This is a genomic window from Sulfitobacter sp. EhC04 (assembly GCF_001650875.1).
Taxonomy (GTDB): domain Bacteria; phylum Pseudomonadota; class Alphaproteobacteria; order Rhodobacterales; family Rhodobacteraceae; genus Sulfitobacter.
Window position 1 is genome coordinate 101,024 of sequence record NZ_LXYI01000009.1, and the last position, 17,695, is coordinate 118,718.

Genomic DNA, 17,695 nt, shown 5'->3' on the forward strand with positions numbered 1-17,695 from the left:
CATTTATCCGACACCGCTGACAGCAAAACCACAAAAGGTCAGTGGTTTGAGGCCTGCGGCACCTACAGCCCCCGGATCACGCGTGATCCGGGGGCGGCGATCAAACATCACGAAACAGCAGCAAGGCCCGCGTCCAGCGCGTCGATGATGCGCGCAACTTCGTCTTCTGAAATAATCAGCGGCGGGGACAGGATGATATTGGACCCGGAGGTCCGCACCATCGCCCCGTGTTCATAGGTCACCTGATGCAGGGTGGCGATCAGCTTCTTGTCGACGCCCGCCTTGGTGGCACGGTTCGACGTCAGCTCGATTGCCGTCATCAACCCGTGACCGCCGCGCACATCGCCGATCACCTCATGGGTCTTGGCCAGCCTGGTCATGCCCTCGAACATCTGGGCACCGCGCGCGGCGGCGTTGTCCTTGACCTGAAGCCGCTCGGTTTCACGCAGGCAGGCGACGGCCGCCGCCGCGCCCACGGGATGGCCCGAATAGGTATAGCCGGAGGCAATTGCGCCCTTGCCGGTCTTGTCGCCCTCGAACACCTCTGCAATCGCGTCAGAGATCATCACCGCCCCGAATGGAAAATATCCGTTTGTGATCGCCTTGGCAGTGCAGGACATGTCGGGCCTGACCCCCCAGTGGCGCGATCCGGTCCAGTCGCCGGTGCGGCCGAATGCGGTGATCACCTCGTCCGCGATCAGCAGGATCCCGTGGCGGTCGCAGATGTCGCGGACACCCGGCATGAAGCTGGGATGCGGCGGGATCACCCCACCCGCGCCCAGTATCGGCTCCATCACAAAGGCCGCAATGGTTTCCGCGCCCTGAAAGGCGATCTCGTCTTCCAGCGCGGCCAGGCAAAGCTGCGCCAGCTTTTCCGGGTCGGTCTCGTTGAAGGGGTTGCGATAGGTATAGGGGGCCGGAATGTGGAAACATCCGGGCATCATCGGCTCGTACTGGGTGCGGAAATTGGCATTGCCGTTGACGCTGGCCGCCAGGGTGTGGGTGCCGTGATAGCCCTTCTTCAGGGACAGGTATTTCACCCGCCCCGCCGCGCCCCGGATCTTGTGGTATTGCCGCGCCAGTCGCAGCGCGACCTCCATCGAATCCGACCCGCCGGAGGTAAAGAACGCGCGGCTCAACCCGTCAGGTTCAAAGAAGTCTTTCAGCATTTGGCTCAACTCGATCACCACGTCATTCGAGGTGCCGCGAAAGATGGAATAATAGGGCAGCTTGTCCATCTGCGCGGTGATCGCCTCTTTCACCGGGGCGCAGGAATAGCCCAGGTTGACGTTCCACAGCCCGCCCACCGCGTCGATGGTGCGGTGACCATCCACGTCGGTGATGTGAACACCTTCGCCACCCACGATGATCTGCGGCGGATTGGCAAGGCTGTCCGCCGGGTGGGTCATCGGGTGCCAGAGGTTGCGGGCGTTATGTTCCTTGAGAAAGTTGGAGTCTTTCATCGGGTGTCCTATTCTATTTGGCTTGTGACAGAACCTGCGAGGGACGGTCGGTTTGGGTGAATTCCGGATCGCGACCGCCGAGGCTGAACGTGGCGGCCTGCGCCGCTGCCTTCAGCCGCGGGGTGATCGCGGCAAGAACGTCGGGCGTCGCGCGCGCCCTCGGGACGGCGACGGAAAGCGCGCCGATCACCTTGCCCCCCTGCCCGAACAGCGGCGCGCCCTGAGAGGTGACCTCGGTATCAAAGGCGCTGTCGAGCTGGCTGGTGCCAGCCGCGCGAACCTCGGCCATCATCGCGCGCAGGGCATCGGGGTTCGTGATCGTCTTTTCCGTCATCGGGGCAAGCGGCTGTGCCAGGACCCTGTCGACCAGTTCCGCGTCGGCAAAGGCCAGCACCGCCAGCCCGCTCGACGTGGCGTGCAGGGGCAGCATTTCAGCCGCATCAAAGGAGACCTGGGTGCCATGGCGCATGGGATCGTAGTGGAACACCGAAGACAGCATGCCGCCCTGCAAAAGCGAGGCATGGGCCAGTTCGCCCAGGTCATCGGCCAGCTCGGTCACGATAGGACGCAGCAGGCGGCGCACCGGAAAGGCGGCCTCGCGCACCGCCGTCAGCCGCAGCAGCGCAGGCCCCAGCCGGTAGGCCCGTGTCACCGCATCCTGTTCCAGAAAGCCGTTACGCTCCAGTTCCGCCAGATGGCGGTGGACGGTGGCCTTGTCCCGGCCGGCCAGGCGGGCAAAATCGCCCAGCCCGATTTCTGATCTGGCCTTGGTGAAATGATCAAGCAGTTCAAGCGCCTTGGTAATCGTCCCCATCACCATCCCCCCTGTTCAGGCATTACATGGGCCTCCGCATATTCGAAAAAGCGCGCGATCTCTTCGGCAAAGACCCGTCGGTCGGCCCGGCAGCGCAGAGAGGCGCGGGCCTTTTCCGTCACCTCGGCACCGACCTCGTCGGCATAATGTTCGACAAGGTCGGTGATGAACTGGTGGGTCATTTCCGGGTGGTGCTGAACCGTGAACAGGCTGGTGCCAATCGCAAAACCGGCAACCGCGCAGCCCGGCCCCTCAAAGACGACCTGCGCGCCCTCCGGCACAGCGCCAACCTGTTCAATGTGCGATCCGTAAAGCGCCAGTTCCCGGTCCGGCCCGGCCCAGGGCGTCAGGCCCACACGCCGGACGTCCAACAGCCCATGCCCCCACCCTTGCGGATTCGGGACAATCGGCGCGCCCAGCACCTTGGCGATCAGCTGATGCCCGAAACAGGCCCCGAACAGCGGCAAGCGGGCGGTGATCATGCCGCGGATCAGCGCCTGCAAACGCAGCATCCAGGGCAGGTCTGCATTCACCGATGCGGGGCTGCCGGTGATCATCACGCCGTCGAAGCTCTGAATATCTTCCGGGAACACACCCCGGCAGACCCAGAACGGCACGCAGCTCCAGCCCGGGCGCACGAGGTGGATCAGATCGGCGAATTTCTCGCCATCATGGGGCCGTGCATGGGCAAAGGCGCTGTCATCGGTGTTGGTGATCAGGATCGCGATGTTCATGTCAGACAAACCACACGTAGAAATCCAGCAGGGCATTGGGTTCCATGTCTCGAGTCTTGCGGTATTCCCGTTCCTTCATGAAAACCTGATGTGCGACAAGTTCTTCGCCCACGGCCTCTGCCAGCACCCTGTCGGCCTGCAGGTCCTTCATGGCCTGCCTGAGATTGGGCGCAACGCCGTGTTTCGCATCGGTCCAGTCAAATCCGTCACCGGTCTCGATTGCAGGCAGGGCCAGCTTGCCCTCAAAGCCCAGTCTTGCGGCCTGCAACACGGCGGCGGTAGCGGTATAGGGGTTGGCGCTGGCGTCTGCCATCCGGTGTTCCAGCCGCGCCTTGGCCCCGCCTTCGCAGGAGACCCGCGTGGTCACCGCGCGGTGATCGCCGCCCCAGTTCTGCCAGTACCCCGACAACGACCCCGGCTGCAGCCGCAGATAGGAGGTCGCGGTGGGGGCCAGGAGCCCGGCCAGCGCCTTGTGATGATGAACCAGCCCCGCCAGGCAGCCACGCGACAGGTCATTGAGGTGATCCGGCCCGCCCAGCGGACCGGCGGCCAGCGCATTCTGTCCCGCCGCATCGGTGAAGGAAAAGTTGATGTGCATCCCCGATCCGCCCACATCCGCGATGGGTTTGGGCAGGAAGGTCAGGATGATCCCGTGATCCAGCGCGACCTCACGCGCCATCAGGCGGAACAGCACGATGTCGTCGACGGCCTTCAGCGCGTCATCGAAGGTGAGCGTATATTCGAACTGCGGGCTGTCGTATTCCGCCGTGATCATGTCGAGCTGAAAGCCCATTTCCCCGGCCTTGCGCCAGATCACGTCATTGAACCGCATCGGGTCGGCGAAAGGTCCGGTGCCATAGACCACGCCGCCGGGCGCATCATAGGGGCGCAACCGACCATTTTCGTCACCCTGAAACGCATAGGCCTCAAGCTCGATCCCGACCTTGGGGGTCAGCCCGTGCCTGCCCCAGTCCGCAATCGCCCGTTTCAACGCCCCGCGCGGACACAGTGGCAGGGCCATGCCGTCGGTGTCGTAAAGATCACCCAGCACAATTTTCGTGTCCGGCTCCCAACTGGCGCGGATGTCATCGCCCCGCCAGCGCAGTTCCATGTCCGGCATCCCCTCGCGCACTTTGGCAAAGGGCGCGTCCAGCAGCAGGTCGCGGTCGTAATGGACGCCAAAGGTGGCGCGGGCAAAGCGGGTGTCATTGTCGCCGATCTTTGACCCCGGCAGGTATTTGCCGCGCGGGATCGACAGGTGGTCGATGAACAAGGCGCGTAATCGGTCAGTCATGGCAACCTCAATTCAGCGTGACGCGCACGGGAAGACGCTTGATCCCGCCGACGAAATTGGAGCGGACAAAGGCCTCCGGCCCGGCGGGTTCGATGCTTTTGATCCGCTTGGTGAGTTCCTCGAACAGAACGCGGACCTCAAGCCGGGCCAGATGCATCCCAAGGCAGACATGCGGCCCACCCTGCCCCCAGCCCAGCTGGCGGTTCGGCTTGCGCGCAAAGGTCAACCTGTAGGGGTCCTCGAACATCTCTTCGTCGCGGTTGGCCGAGACAAACCAGTAGAGCACCTTGTCGCCCTGCCTGATCTGCTTGCCATGGACCTCGGTGTCGCGGGTGGCGGTGCGGCGGAAGTAGGTGGCGGGCGAGGCCCAGCGCACGATCTCATCCGGGGCGCTGGCCCAGACCGCGCCGGATTGCATTTCCTCCAGCAGACCGGGCTGGCGCGCCAGCGCCTGGATGCCCGCGGCGATGGAATAGCGCGTGGTGTCATTGCCCGCTGCCACCAGCAGGCAGAAGAAGTTGCGAAAATCGCTTTCCGAAATCACCTCGCCATTCTCGTCCGGTTGCAGGATCAGGTGCAGGATACCGTCTGTATCGCCTGCGGCGTTCTTCTTTTCCATCAACGCGCGGGCGTATTCATAAAGCTCCGCGCCCGCAGGGGAATTGAACGGCATCAGGCGGTAGGCGTCGGTGTCCAGCTTGTCGGCCACATGGTCGGTGAAATCGGGATCGGTGTTGGCCATCAGCGCATCGCCCTTGTCCACCAGCCAGGGCAGATCCGCGTCCGGGGTGCCAAGGATCTGGCCCAGCATCCGCATCGGCAGTTCGCGCGCGATGTCCTGTGTGGCGCAGAATTCGCCCTTGGCCAGCGCCGCATCCAGGATCGGATGACACAGATCGCGGATCTGGTCCTCGAAACCTGCCACGACACCGGGCGAGAACGCCCGTGCCACCTTCATGCGCACCTTGCGGTGATCTGTGCCATCCGTCTCCTGAAAGGTGCGGCGGGCCAGGTATTCTTCGGGTGTCTGATCCTCCATCCGGATGCCCTGGGCCGATGAAAACGTCTCCGTATCGCGGATCATCTGCACAATGTCCTCGTGCCTTGTGATCGACCAGTATCCCTTGCCCTGATCGAAGTCCGACCAATGGCAGGGGTCTTCGGCCCGCAACCGGGCAAAGGTGTTGTAGGGCGCGCCGTTGGCAAAGCTGTCATGCTTGCCCAGGTCGGCGAACCCGTCGTCTTCAGGAACCCATATGGTCATAGCTGCGTCTGCGCCTTTGCTGTTTCGTCTTGATTTCAAAATGCCGCGTCTTGCGCCCCGCGATGCGCCGGGCAAAGCGGTCAGAGGATTTGCGTGCCAGGCTGCGGCGGTCGGTCGGCACCCAGTCGCGCCAGACCCGCCAGAAGGTGCCCAGCAGGATCACCACGATCAGCGCGAAAATGACAAAGGCGATGGGCCGGTCGATGAAGTCGAAAGGCGTGTTCACCCGGTTCATCGATGCCCGCAGCTTGACCTCCATGATGCCGCCCAGCACCATGCCCAGCACAATCGGCACGATGGGCAGGTTCAGCCGTTTCAGCACGTAACCGATCAGGCCAAAGACCGCCGCGATGGCGCAGTCCACCGCCGAATTGCGGATCGAATAGACCCCGACAAAGCTGAGCAGCAGGATGCACATGCCCAGGAAACGGTTGGGGATTTTTGTCAGATACACCAGCCAGCCGGTTGAGATCAGCAGGAAGATCACCACAAGGACATTCAGCAGCAGCAGCGCCAGGTACAGCGCCACCACGAAATCCATCTGATACAGGAACAGCCCCGGCCCCGGCACCACATTGTGAACGTAAAAGACCGACAGCATCATCGCGGTCAGCGCCTCGCCCGGAATGCCCAGCGCCAGCAGCGGGATCATCGCCGCCGCAGGCACCGCGTTGTTGGCGGTTTCCGATGCAATCAACCCTTCGGCGGAGCCCTGACCGAAGGCCTCGGGCGTTTTCGACATCTTCCGCGCGGATGTGTAGGACATGAACTGCGCGGTGAATTCGCCCACGCCGGGGATCATCCCCATGAAAACGCCGAAACCGGCAGATACGGTCGCGACACGCGGATGCCGCGCCAGCTCGCGAAACCCCTGGAACAGCGAGCCGCGCGACTTTGTCAGCCGCACCTTTTCATCGTCCATGGTCAGCAGCACCAGCGCCTGGCTGAGCGCGAAAAGCCCCAGCACCACCACGATCAGGTTCACGCCACTGGCAAGCCATGTCTGGTCGAAGGTAAAGCGGCGGGTGTATTTGACCGGCTCCAGCCCCACGGTAGACAGAAAGATGCCAAAACCGGTCAGCGCCGTCGCCATCAGCATCTGCCCCCGATGCGCCACGATCACCAGAATGATGCCCAGAAGCGCGGCCAGGAAAATCTCGCGCGAGCCGAACATCGGCGCGACGCGTGCCAGCAGCGGCGACAGCGCAATCAGGCAGATGACAGAGAAGATACCGCCGAAGAAGCTGGCGGAATAGGCCAGCGACAGCGCGCGCCGCCCCTCGCCCCGCAGGGTCATCGGGTAGCCGTCATAGGTGGTCAGCGCATTGACGGCGGTGCCGGGCGTGTTGATCAGGATCGCCGGTATCGCTCCGCCGAACATGGAGGAGCCGTAGATGCCCAAAAGCACCGTCAGCCCCACAATCGGATCCATCGAAAACGTCGCGGGCAGCAGGATCGCGATGGCCACCGCAGGCCCCACGCCGGGGATCGCACCGATGGCGACCCCGCCGATGGACCCCACCAGAAGGGCGATGGCCACATCCCAGCGGGACAGAACCTCTATCGCGGAAAGAAGGATATCCATCACAGGTACAATATGAAAAAGGAGCGAAGCGTGCCGGGCAACGCATCATAGACGGCCGCACCGGGGATCTTGACGCCCAGAAGCCCCTTGAAAAGGGCAACCGTGCAGACCGCAAAAAGTGCCGCGACCCAGAAATAGCCCGCATCCCGGTAGCCCAGCCGCCATGTCAGCGCGCAGGCGAAGATCAGGCTCATCGGCAGAAAGCCTGCCACCGGAACCAGAAACACATAGGCCATGAACCACAGCACATATTCCAAAGGCTCCAGCCAGCGCCGCGCCTCGACCCAGTCCAGCCGGTCGGGGCGACGGCGCCGCATGAGCAAGAGGTGCAGTCCGAAACTGGTGACCATCATGGCAATCGCCACGCCGGGCCAGAACCGGGGCTGGGCGGGAAAGGACTTGGCGTCTTCGATCCACACGGTCTGTGTGGTGATCTGTGACAGCAGCAGCAGCGACAGCCCCAGTGCGCCAAGGATAAACACGGCCTGCCCCGCCACGCGCGTCCTGGCCTGAAGATCGGATTCAATGCTCACGTCATGTCCCCCGGACAAGTGGAAGGGGCCGGCATGGCCCCTTCGTCTGGCTTAGTCGAGCGCTTCGCCGATCGCGCCGAGCGTTTTCTTGTCAGCCTCGATGATCGCGGCACTTTCGGCAGCGTCCTTCCAATAGACCAGCGCGCCGGTCTCTTCGGCCACTTTCTGGGCGCGGTCGCTCATCGCGGTCTTTTCGGCCACTGCCGCGATCTTGGCGCGGACGTCCTCGGGCGTGTCCTTGGTCACGAACAGGCCGTTCCACAGCGCGATGTTCAGATCGCCGTCGACTTCACCGATGGTGGGGGTGTCGGGGATCTTGCTGATCCGCTCACCGGTGATTGCCACCAGTACCTTGACCTGATCAAGGCAGGGCAGGATCAGCTGCAGCGTCGTGTTGATGACATCCGCATCGCCGGAGGCCAGCGTGTTGCAATCCAGCGCGTCGAAAGCCGCGTCGGAAGCCCAGTTGAAATCCATCTTGCTGGCAAGCGCCTTGGTCACCTGTGTCGGTGTCAGCACGTCGCCAAAGTGACCCAGAACCACATCGTTCTCCCTGGCGTAGGCGGCCAGCTCCTGCATCGAGGAATAGGGCGCATTGCCCGAGGTTGCGATGACAAAGGGATAGGTCAGAAAGATGCCGATGGGGTCGAACTTCTCGGGCGTCAGTTCGGGAATGTCGATCTGGTGGCCGACCAGGGACACGGCGGGCACGAAAGACCCGATGGTGTAACCGTCCGCCGGGGCGGTGGCCACGTCGATGGCACCGGGGAACGGGCCGCCGCCGCCGCCGGGCTTGTTCACAACCGCCGCGGCGACGCCGTATTCGGTCTGGAAATCCTCGGCGATCATCCGTGTCAGCACGTCTTCCAGATCGCCCGGAGGCCACGGCACGATGAACGTCACCGGCTTTTCGGGGTATTCGGCCAATGCAGGCCCGGCAAGGCCCAGCGCAAGGGCCGCGATTGTTGCGGTCAGAACCGTCTTCATGGTGAACTCCCTGTTATATTATCAGCATGGTTCATTATTCGAACCACTGGTTTGAAATTCTTGACTTTCCACACCCACCTGTCAACAGTTCATTTGAGACAGCCAAGGTGGCCGAGCCGTTCGACCGCTGTAATGCGCTCCGTTTTGACGCAACGCCCGATGGAGGAATGCCCGATGGACCAAAGCCGAATCGCAGAGTTGCGGGATGCGCCCGTGCCCCCTGCCCGCCATTTGATCGGCGGCGCTGCCGTCGCCGCGTCGGACGGCCGGGAAATGGAGGTATGCTCCCCCCTGAACGGTGCGGTCCTGACCACAATGGCAAAGGGCACCCGCGCGGATGCGGATCAGGCCATCGCCGCGGCGCGACGCGCCTTTGACAGCGGGGTCTGGGCCAACCTGGCCCCGGCAGCGCGCAAGGCGGTGCTGCTGAAATGGGCGGCACTGATCGAAGAACACGCACTGGAGATTGCGGTGCTGGGGGTGCGCGAAAACGGCACCGAAATCGGCATGGCACTGAAGGCCGAGCCGCTGTCGGCGGCTGGCACCATCCGCTATTACGCCGAAAGCATCGACAAGCTATATGGCGAAATCGCCCCGACCGCGCCCGGCACGCTGGGGCTGGTGCACCGCGAACCGGCGGGGGTCGTGGGGGCCATCGTGCCCTGGAATTTCCCGTTGATGATCGGCGCATGGAAACTGGGACCGGCGCTGGCGGCCGGATGCAGCGTGGTGCTGAAACCGGCAGAGACTGCATCGCTGACCCTGCTGCGCATCGCGGAGCTGGCGCTGGACGCGGGGGTGCCACCCGGCGTTTTGAATGTTGTCACCGGACCGGGGGCTGAAGTGGGCGCGGCCATTGCGGAATCGATGGATGTGGATGTGCTGGTCTTTACCGGCTCCGGCCCCACCGGGCGGCGGCTGCTTGAGGCCTCGGCCCGCTCGAACCTGAAACGGGTCTATCTGGAACTGGGCGGCAAATCCCCCAACATTGTCTTTGCCGATGCCCCCGATCTGGATGAGGCGGTGAAGGTCACGGCCAACGGCATCTTCCGCAACGCAGGTCAGGTCTGTATCGCCGGGTCGCGCCTGCTGGTGGAACGCAGCATCCACGATGAATTTGTCGAAAAGCTGGCCGCCTTTACCCAGACCATGAAAGTCGGGGACCCGCTGGACCCGGACACCACCTGCGGCGCGGTCAATTCGCAGGCGCAACTGGACCGCAACCTTGCCTTTGTCGAAGAGGCCCGCGCACAGGGGCGCACCATTGTCACGGGCGGCGGGCGCATTCTGCAAGACACGGGCGGCTACTACATGGCCCCCACCGTAATCACCGGCGTGCAGTCCGATGACCGGCTCGCGCGGGAAGAAGTCTTCGGCCCCGTGCTGGCCGTGCAGGCCTTTGACACCGAGGACGACGCCGTCAACCTAGCCAATGGCACCGACTATGGCCTTGCCGCTGCCGTCTGGACCGCCAATCTGGGCCGCGCGCACCGGATGGTGCGCAGGATACGGGCCGGGCTGGTGCATGTGAACACCTACGGCGGATCGGACCTGAGCGTACCTTTGGGCGGCGTCAAGCAATCGGGCAACGGGCATGACAAGTCCCCGCATGCCTTTGACAAGTACCTCGACCTGAAAACAGCGTGGATCAAGCTATGAAGAACCGCACCATTCTGGTCGTCGGGACCTATGACACCAAGGACGACGAACTGAATTACCTCGGCGATGTGATCCGCCGTCAGGGCGGCGGCGTTCTGAGCATGGATGTCAGCGTGCTTGGCGACCCTTCCGGGCCCACGGATGTGTCCAAACATCAGGTGGCCGAGGCCGGGGGTCATTCCATCGCCGACGCCATCGACAGCGGCGACGAAAACATCGCGATGCAGATCATGGCCAAAGGGGCCGCAACCGAGGCGCTGCGCCTGTACCGGTCGGGGGATATTCACGGGGTCATCGTGCTGGGCGGGACCATGGGCACCGATCTGGCACTGGATGTCTGTGCGGCACTGCCCCTGGGCGTACCGAAATACATCGTCTCGACCGTCAGCTTTTCAGCGCTGATCCCGCCTGATCGTCTGGCGGCGGATGTGCAGATGATCCTCTGGGCGGGCGGGCTCTACGGGCTGAACTCGGTCTGCAAGGCGTCGCTGTCGCAGGCCGCCGGTGCGGTGCTTGGCGCGGCACGCGCGGTTGAACCACCCGAACGCGACCGCCCGCTGATCGGCATGACCTCCTTTGGCAAGACGGTGCTGCACTACATGGTCAGCCTGAAACCGGCGCTGGAGGAACGCGGTTTTGAAGTCGCTGTATTTCATGCCACGGGCATGGGCGGACGTGCTTTTGAAAGTCTGGCCGCCGAGGGCGCCTTTGCCGCTGTGATGGATTTCGCCCCGCAGGAGGTTGGCAATCACCTGATGGGATCGACGATCAGCGCGGGCGCGGACCGGATGACCGCCGCCGGGCGTGCCGGCATCCCCCAGATCATTGCACCGGGATGCTATGACCTCGTGGATTTCGTCGGCTGGCAGGACCCGCCCGCGCAGGTCGCGGGGCAAGAAATTCATGCCCACAACCGGCTGCTGTCCTCGGTGATGATGACCGCCGGACAGCGCCGCGACATGGCGCGCGCGATGTGTGACAAGCTGGCGCAGGCGCAGGGACCCACGGTGCTGATCCTGCCTGAACAGGGATGCAACGAATGGGACCGCCCAGGCGGGCCGCTGTCCGACCCCGATGGCCTGATCGCCTTTGTGGCCGAGATCAAGGCGCGGTGTCCGGACAACGTACGACTGATTTCGCTGGACGCGCATATTAACGACACGGCCTTCTCTGACATGGCGCTTGAAGTCTTTGACGCCTGGCGGGCTGACGGGGTGCTGTAGGGCCCGGAGACCGGTTTTCCTTTGACCTCTCTCCCGGCCACGGGCAAAAGGCTGCATGGCAAAACCAACCAAGACATTTTCCTGCACGGCCTGCGGCGCGACGTTCAACAAATGGTCCGGGCGCTGTGATGGCTGCGGTGAATGGAACACCATTCAGGAGGACAAGGGAATTTCCGCAGGCCCACCCAGCAAGTCGCTGGGCGCGCGGCGCGGCTCTGCGGTGACGTTGACGGATCTGAGCACCGAAGAGGCCCCGCCGCCGCGCAGCCAAAGCATGATCGCAGAGCTTGACCGCGTGCTGGGCGGAGGTCTGGTGGCGGCCTCGGCCATTCTGGTGGGCGGCGATCCGGGCATCGGCAAATCGACGCTGCTGTTGCAGGCGGCCGCGCAATTTGCACGCAACGGGCTGAAAACCATATACGTCAGCGGCGAAGAGGCCAGCGCACAGGTGCGCATGCGCGCCCAGCGGCTGGGCCTGTCGGATGCGCCGGTGAAACTGGCGGCAGAGACCAACCTGCGCGATATCCTGACCACGCTGGACCGCGAACGCCCGCAGCTTGCCATCATCGACTCCATCCAGACCATGTGGGCCGACAATGTCGAAAGCGCCCCCGGCTCGGTCAGTCAGGTGCGCGCCGCCAGCCACGAATTGACAGCCTTCGCCAAGCGCACCGGCACATCGGTCATTCTGGTGGGCCATGTCACCAAGGACGGCCAGATCGCCGGGCCCCGCGTGGTCGAACATATGGTCGATACCGTGCTTTATTTCGAAGGAGAGCGCGGCCATCAGTTCCGCATCCTGCGCGCGGTCAAGAACCGCTTTGGACCAGCGGACGAGATCGGGGTGTTCGAAATGACCGGCCAGGGCCTGGCCGAGGTCACCAACCCCTCGGCCCTGTTCCTGTCCGAACGCGGCGAACCCTCTGCCGGATCGGTGGTCTTTGCCGGGATCGAAGGCACAAGGCCCGTGCTGGTCGAGTTCCAGGCGCTGGTCGCCCCCTCGCCCCACAGCCAGGCGCGGCGCACGGTGGTGGGCTGGGATTCAGGGCGGCTGGCGATGATTCTCGCCGTGCTTGAGGCGCGCTGTGGCATCCCTTTTGCCGGGCTTGACGTCTATCTGAACGTCGCGGGCGGCATGAAGGTGTCCGAACCCGCCGCCGATCTGGCGGTTGCCGCCGCCCTGCTGAGCGCGCGCGAAGATGTGGCGCTGCCCGCAGAAACAGTGGTTTTTGGCGAAATCAGCCTCTCTGGTGCGCTGCGGCCCGCCAGTCAGACTGAAAACAGGTTGAAAGAAGCGCAAAAACTTGGTTTTACCTCCGCAATCGCGCCCGCAGGGGGCAAAGCGGTGGGGACAACGGGCATCACGCTCAATCAACTGAGCGATCTGACCGGTTTTGTCGGTGAAATATTCGGCGCTGGATAGCGCCCTGGGACGAAGGCGAGCAGCAGATGGACGGGTTTACCATTATTGATGGCGTGGTGGCGCTGGTCATCGTGCTTTCCGCGCTTTTGGCTTATGGCCGCGGGTTGGTGCGCGAGTTGATGGCCATTGTCGGCTGGATCGCCGCGGCGGTGCTGGCCTATCTCTTTGCGCCGCAGGTCGAACCGCTGGTACGCGAACTGCCTGTGGTCGGCGAATTCCTGGCCGACAGCTGCGAATTGTCCATCATCGGGGCCTTTGCCATCGTCTTTGCCGTGGCGCTGATCGTGGTCTCGCTGTTCACGCCGCTGTTTTCTTCGCTGGTGCAACGCTCCGTTCTGGGTGGGCTGGACCAGGGGCTTGGCTTTGTCTTTGGTGTGGCGCGGGGCATCATCCTGGTGGCGATTGCCTTTTTCGTCTATCAAACGGTCATCCCGGATCAGCAGTTCACCATGGTTGATGAAAGCCGGTCGGCCACCGTATTCGCGCGCTTCACCGGCCAGATCGAGGAACAAAACCCCGAGGATGCGTTGGGTTGGATCACCACGCGCTACGAGGAACTGGTGGGCAGCTGCGGCGCCTGAGCCCGGTCGGGGTTTAACCTTCTGTTATCCAAGCAACGGTAGATTGCCCCCGTCAGGAGCAGTCTCATGTCCGATACGGACCAATTTGCCCATCTGGATTACATTGCCACCCCCGTCTTTGTGCTGGAGGTGCCGGCAGACGGCCTGCCGGTCTATTGCGCATTCAACGCCAGCGCCCGCGCGATCAGCGGGCGGCCCCTGTCGGACTACCTGGGGCGCACGGCGGCACAGATCTATGACACCGTTTACGGGCGCGCGGCATTGTCGCGCCATTGCCAGGTTGCCAAAGGCGGTAAGCCCCTGACCTACGAGCTGCAGTTGCCCCTGGCGGGCGAGGTCCGGCAGGTGCGCACCACGCTGTCGCCGGAAATGGATGCGGACGGCAGGGTTTTCAGGCTTTATGGCGCATCGCTTGATATCACCGAGGAAACCAGGGCGCGGGAGGCGAGGGTTTCCTTTCACACCGCCGCCTCCGAGATGGAGCAGTTCGTGGCGATGGCGGCCCATGATCTGCGCGCGCCAATGCGCAATGTCACCATGCTGGCGGAAATGCTCAAGGACGATTTCGTCGATCACGGCGATGGCAAGCTGGACATGATCAACATGATGGACGGCATTGCCGACAAAACCATGAAGCTGATCGACGATATCCTGTTGCACACCCAGTCGGTCGAGGCGGAGGAGACCGAAACGCTGTTCGACCTCTCCGAACTGACCTGTCTGATCTGCGATATCCTCGACCCCGAAGAACGCCATCACGTCAATGTCACCCCCGCCGCCCTGCTGACCGACAAAACAGCGCTGCAGATCGCCCTGCGCAACCTGATCGAGAATGCGGTGAAACACACCGGCAGAGTGCAGATGCTGCTGGACATCTCGGTCGAACAATTGCCCGGCGGCATGATCGCCGTCACGCTTGAGGACAATGGCAAGGGTTTCAGCGATGCCGCGCTGCAACTGATGAACGGCGGCGGTTTCCGGGTGGACGGCGGCTACGGGCTGTTCGGTGTCCGGCGCATGATCCGAGCCCGTGGCGGCACGATCACCGCCGGCAACTCCCCCACGATGGGCGGTGCCACGATCCGGTTCACCCTGCCAGGGCGGATCGTGGCCACGGGGGCGCAGGCCATCGCCCGGCAACTGCCCCTGCCATCGCGCCCATCGCTGCAACAGCAGTCGGTCTGATGTGGAACGCCGCGCATCCTTGACTCAATGGGGCCTTTTTTGGATTCCTGCCTAGGGGCGGCATCATGCAATATTGGCCCAAAACATCGAGTGTTTCCGATCCGGACCGGACGTTGGGTGCCGTGTGGGGCAAGGTCCAGTTCGTGGACTTTGTTGCGGTGCCATTGGCGCGGTGCCTACCCCCAAGCGCCTCCGCCCGGCGTCAGCCGGGCATCGCCCGACCTCCCCCCGGAGGGCGATTTTGCACCGTCAGCCAAGCCATGATCCGGTCTGCGGGCTGAAACGTTTCCCATCACATACAGGTCTGGAACGCCCTCCAGGTCGGGCGATACCCGGCTGACGCCTCATGTCACTCTGGGACTCCTTCCCGCCATTCCCCACAACCTGCACGAAGGCCCGGCTTCCAAACTTCGGTCAGCTTATGACGTGAAGGCCAAAGCCGTCTAACGTTCAGCAGCCGGACAGCCATATCGCCGAGATCATGCGCCTGGGTCACAAACCTGATGATCAGGTCGTTTTCGTGTGACGTTCAAGATCTAGGGCCTGTGGACATTCATCTTCCACCACCCGTTTCAGTCCAAAATTGCTCAGTTCCAGGCAAGAGAGCACAGGAATGGCCAGCTATTTCAAGCTCTCTTAACGCAGAAGTGGGCAATTTTGGCGAAACCCCTGCGGGGCACGGCGGATTTTGCCTCTGCCATCTCGGATTTTCGCTACCAATGATCACATTGCTGCGCTCAAATCAGAGCGCCAGCGGCAAAATCCGACTCGCGCGGGTGGCGGAAGATGAATGCCCACAGGCCCTAGGCTCAATGGGGCCCTGAGCAAGAACCGCTTTTCCGGCAAATATCTTCAATCAGCGTCACAAGAACGAAACAAACCGCATGGTACTGCGGGCTGCGGGGTGACACTGCGCTTCAAGACCCCTACATAGGCGGCACGCCCACCCGGATTCGGAGCTGCTCCCCGTGACCAATCCCACCGCCAAGATCATGCCCCCTGCCCATCCTTTCGACACCTCGTACCTTCGCGATGGCGATGACGACGACAAACTGAAGGAGGAATGCGGCATCTTTGGCGTGGTCGGCGTGGCCGACGCCTCCAATTTCGTCGCGCTGGGGCTGCATGCCCTGCAACATCGCGGCCAGGAGGCGGGCGGCATCGTCTCTTACCAGTCAGAGGCCGGGTTTCAATCCGCACGGCGGTTTGGCTATGTGCGCGACAATTTCACCAGCCAGGCGGTGATGGAAACACTGCCCGGCGAGCTGGCCATCGGCCATGTGCGTTATTCCACCACCGGGTCCAAGGGGCAGACAGCGATTCGCGACGTGCAGCCCTTTTTTGGCGAATTCGCCATGGGCGGGGCGGCGATTGCCCATAACGGCAATATCACCAATGCCAACGCCCTGCGCCGCGAGCTGATCGAGCGCGGCTCGATCTTTCAGTCCTCCTCGGACAGCGAATGCATCATCCATCTGATGGCGCGGTCCCTGCAACGCAACATCCCCGAACGGATGGAAGACGCCCTGCGCCGGGTCGAAGGCGCGTTTTCCATCGTCGCCATGACCCGGACCAAGCTGATCGGCGTGCGCGACCCGCTGGGCGTGCGCCCGCTGGTGCTGGGCCGCGTCGGCGACGGCTGGGCGCTCAGCTCGGAAACCTGCGCGCTGGACATCATCGGCGCGGAGTTCGTGCGCGAGATCGAACCCGGCGAGATGGTGGTGATCACCGCCAGCGGCGTGGAAAGCCATTTCCCCTTCCGCCGCCAGTCACCCCGTTTCTGCATTTTCGAACATGTCTATTTCAGCCGCCCCGACAGCATTCTGGGGGGCCGCAGCGTCTATGAAACCCGCGAGGCGATTGGCCGCGAACTGGCCAAGGAAAGCCCGGTGGAGGCCGATCTGGTCTGCCCGGTGCCCGACAGTGGCACGCCCGCCGCCATCGGCTACAGCCTAGAATCCGGCATTCCCTATGCCATGGGGATCATCCGCAACCAGTACATGGGCCGCACCTTTATTGAACCGACAGAGCAGATCCGCAACATGGGCGTGCGTCTGAAGCTGAACGTCAACCGCGCCCTGATCAAGGGCAAGCGGGTGATCCTGGTGGATGACAGCGTGGTGCGTGGCACCACCAGCCGCAAGATCAAGGAAATGATCCTGGATGCGGGTGCTGCCGAGGTCCATTTCCGCATCGCCAGCCCGCCCACGGCCTGGCCCTGTTTCTATGGCGTTGACACGCCGCAGCGCGAAAAACTGCTGGCCGCGACCATGTCCGAAGACGAGATGTGCAAACATCTCGCGGTGGATTCCCTGCGCTTTATCTCGCTTGACGGTCTGTACCGGGCCGTGGGTGAGGCTGAAGGGCGCAATGCCAAATGCCCGCAGTATTGTGATGCCTGTTTTTCCGGGGAATACCCCGTGACCCCGGCGGACAAGATCAAGGAAGGCTTCAAGATGAAGACGGCGGCAGAGTAACCTGCTGCCATTTTCTGTCATGAGGTCCTGCCATGATGGCGGGATGGACCACGCCCCTGCCCCGCTTCTTTCTGTCCTGACCACCTGGTCCGAGCCTGCGCGCGATGCGCTTTGGGCCTGTCGGGGCCTGTTTCACGTCGCGGCAGAACAGGCGGAAATCGGGCCGCTGGACGAAAGCCTGAAATGGGGCCAGCCCGCATGGCGGCCCCGCGCGCCGCGCACCGGCAGCACCCTGCGGATGGGCTGGTCGGCGGGTCAGCCACAAAACCTGCTGCTCTTCGTTGATTGCAAGACCGATCTGGCCGCAAGGATGCGCGAGATCTACCCGGACCTTGGTGTAAACGACGGACGGCGACAGATCGCGTTGGATCTGGGCCGCCCCCTGCCGGAACAACCCATCGCCCATCTGGCGCAGATGACCTTCTGCTACCATCTGTCGCGCCGTGCAGCCCGGACCGTAGGCTAAAGGCCGC

At 63.2% G+C, this 17,695-nt stretch carries 15 protein-coding genes; 7 read left to right on the plus strand and 8 right to left on the minus strand.

Going from position 1 to position 17,695, the window contains the following annotated elements:
- Positions 1-107 precede the first annotated feature (107 nt).
- Genes A8B82_RS04795 through A8B82_RS04830 form a run of 8 tightly spaced genes read right to left on the minus strand, consistent with a single transcriptional unit; the run spans position 108 to position 8,674 of the window.
- Positions 108-1,463, minus strand: coding sequence for an aminotransferase class III-fold pyridoxal phosphate-dependent enzyme (locus tag A8B82_RS04795; RefSeq protein WP_067288933.1), 1,356 nt, complete (start codon positions 1,461-1,463; stop codon positions 108-110).
- A 13-nt stretch (positions 1,464-1,476) separates the two neighbouring features.
- Positions 1,477-2,277 (minus strand): IclR family transcriptional regulator, encoded by an 801-nt coding sequence (locus A8B82_RS04800; protein ID WP_067289467.1) that lies wholly within the window; start codon positions 2,275-2,277, stop codon positions 1,477-1,479.
- The gene (locus tag A8B82_RS04805) at positions 2,277-3,011 is read right to left on the minus strand and encodes a type 1 glutamine amidotransferase (protein WP_067288935.1); all 735 of its coding nucleotides are present in this window, start codon (positions 3,009-3,011) and stop codon (positions 2,277-2,279) included. The genes A8B82_RS04800 and A8B82_RS04805 overlap by 1 nt, the downstream gene beginning before the upstream one ends.
- Position 3,012: 1 nt before the next feature.
- Positions 3,013-4,305 carry a glutamine synthetase family protein gene (locus A8B82_RS04810; protein WP_067288938.1) on the minus strand — a complete coding sequence of 431 codons (1,293 nt, stop codon included), beginning with the start codon at positions 4,303-4,305 and terminating at the stop codon, positions 3,013-3,015.
- Positions 4,306-4,312: 7 nt separating this feature from the next.
- Entirely contained in the window at positions 4,313-5,569 is a 1,257-nt protein-coding gene (locus A8B82_RS04815; RefSeq protein WP_067288940.1) for a cytochrome P450, read from the minus strand.
- The gene (locus tag A8B82_RS04820; protein ID WP_067288942.1) at positions 5,550-7,154 is read right to left on the minus strand and encodes a tripartite tricarboxylate transporter permease; all 1,605 of its coding nucleotides are present in this window, start codon (positions 7,152-7,154) and stop codon (positions 5,550-5,552) included. Before A8B82_RS04820 ends, A8B82_RS04815 begins: the two co-directional genes overlap by 20 nt.
- The gene (locus tag A8B82_RS04825; protein ID WP_138069669.1) at positions 7,154-7,687 is read right to left on the minus strand and encodes a tripartite tricarboxylate transporter TctB family protein; all 534 of its coding nucleotides are present in this window, start codon (positions 7,685-7,687) and stop codon (positions 7,154-7,156) included. Before A8B82_RS04825 ends, A8B82_RS04820 begins: the two co-directional genes overlap by 1 nt.
- A gap of 51 nt (positions 7,688-7,738) precedes the next feature.
- Positions 7,739-8,674, minus strand: coding sequence for a tripartite tricarboxylate transporter substrate-binding protein (locus A8B82_RS04830; RefSeq protein WP_067288945.1), 936 nt, complete (start codon positions 8,672-8,674; stop codon positions 7,739-7,741).
- A gap of 174 nt (positions 8,675-8,848) precedes the next feature.
- Between A8B82_RS04830 and A8B82_RS04835 the strand changes: the two genes are divergently transcribed.
- The 7 genes from A8B82_RS04835 to A8B82_RS04865 all read left to right on the plus strand — a co-directional run bounded on the left by A8B82_RS04835 (position 8,849) and on the right by A8B82_RS04865 (position 17,688).
- On the plus strand, positions 8,849-10,333 hold the full coding sequence (locus tag A8B82_RS04835) for an aldehyde dehydrogenase family protein (protein ID WP_067288948.1): 1,485 nt from the start codon (positions 8,849-8,851) through the stop codon (positions 10,331-10,333).
- Positions 10,330-11,556, plus strand: a complete 1,227-nt coding sequence (locus tag A8B82_RS04840; RefSeq protein WP_067288950.1) for a Tm-1-like ATP-binding domain-containing protein — start codon at positions 10,330-10,332, stop codon at positions 11,554-11,556. Before A8B82_RS04835 ends, A8B82_RS04840 begins: the two co-directional genes overlap by 4 nt.
- A gap of 55 nt (positions 11,557-11,611) precedes the next feature.
- Positions 11,612-12,979 carry a DNA repair protein RadA gene (gene radA / locus A8B82_RS04845; RefSeq protein WP_067288952.1) on the plus strand — a complete coding sequence of 456 codons (1,368 nt, stop codon included), beginning with the start codon at positions 11,612-11,614 and terminating at the stop codon, positions 12,977-12,979.
- 26 nt (positions 12,980-13,005) lie between these two features.
- Positions 13,006-13,560, plus strand: coding sequence for a CvpA family protein (locus A8B82_RS04850; RefSeq protein ID WP_067288954.1), 555 nt, complete (start codon positions 13,006-13,008; stop codon positions 13,558-13,560).
- Between the two features lie 66 nt (positions 13,561-13,626).
- On the plus strand, positions 13,627-14,745 hold the full coding sequence (locus A8B82_RS04855) for a PAS domain-containing sensor histidine kinase (RefSeq protein WP_067288962.1): 1,119 nt from the start codon (positions 13,627-13,629) through the stop codon (positions 14,743-14,745).
- Between the two features lie 992 nt (positions 14,746-15,737).
- A complete protein-coding gene (gene purF, locus A8B82_RS04860) occupies positions 15,738-17,222 on the plus strand; it encodes an amidophosphoribosyltransferase (RefSeq protein WP_067289473.1) in 1,485 nt (494 codons plus the stop codon).
- 43 nt (positions 17,223-17,265) lie between these two features.
- A complete protein-coding gene (locus A8B82_RS04865; RefSeq protein WP_067288964.1) occupies positions 17,266-17,688 on the plus strand; it encodes a hypothetical protein in 423 nt (140 codons plus the stop codon).
- The last annotated feature ends 7 nt before the right edge of the window (positions 17,689-17,695 follow it).

Coding starts and splice junctions, on each gene's coding strand:
- A8B82_RS04795 (WP_067288933.1), bottom strand. CDS start 1,463: ATGAAAGACTCCAACTTTCTCAAGGAACATAACGCCCGCAACCTCTGG.
- A8B82_RS04800 (WP_067289467.1), bottom strand. CDS start 2,277: ATGGGGACGATTACCAAGGCGCTTGAACTGCTTGATCATTTCACCAAG.
- A8B82_RS04805 (WP_067288935.1), bottom strand. CDS start 3,011: ATGAACATCGCGATCCTGATCACCAACACCGATGACAGCGCCTTTGCC.
- A8B82_RS04810 (WP_067288938.1), bottom strand. CDS start 4,305: ATGACTGACCGATTACGCGCCTTGTTCATCGACCACCTGTCGATCCCG.
- A8B82_RS04815 (WP_067288940.1), bottom strand. CDS start 5,569: ATGACCATATGGGTTCCTGAAGACGACGGGTTCGCCGACCTGGGCAAG.
- A8B82_RS04820 (WP_067288942.1), bottom strand. CDS start 7,154: ATGGATATCCTTCTTTCCGCGATAGAGGTTCTGTCCCGCTGGGATGTG.
- A8B82_RS04830 (WP_067288945.1), bottom strand. CDS start 8,674: ATGAAGACGGTTCTGACCGCAACAATCGCGGCCCTTGCGCTGGGCCTT.
- A8B82_RS04835 (WP_067288948.1), top strand. CDS start 8,849: ATGGACCAAAGCCGAATCGCAGAGTTGCGGGATGCGCCCGTGCCCCCT.
- A8B82_RS04840 (WP_067288950.1), top strand. CDS start 10,330: ATGAAGAACCGCACCATTCTGGTCGTCGGGACCTATGACACCAAGGAC.
- radA (WP_067288952.1), top strand. CDS start 11,612: ATGGCAAAACCAACCAAGACATTTTCCTGCACGGCCTGCGGCGCGACG.
- A8B82_RS04850 (WP_067288954.1), top strand. CDS start 13,006: ATGGACGGGTTTACCATTATTGATGGCGTGGTGGCGCTGGTCATCGTG.
- A8B82_RS04855 (WP_067288962.1), top strand. CDS start 13,627: ATGTCCGATACGGACCAATTTGCCCATCTGGATTACATTGCCACCCCC.
- purF (WP_067289473.1), top strand. CDS start 15,738: ATGCCCCCTGCCCATCCTTTCGACACCTCGTACCTTCGCGATGGCGAT.
- A8B82_RS04865 (WP_067288964.1), top strand. CDS start 17,266: ATGGACCACGCCCCTGCCCCGCTTCTTTCTGTCCTGACCACCTGGTCC.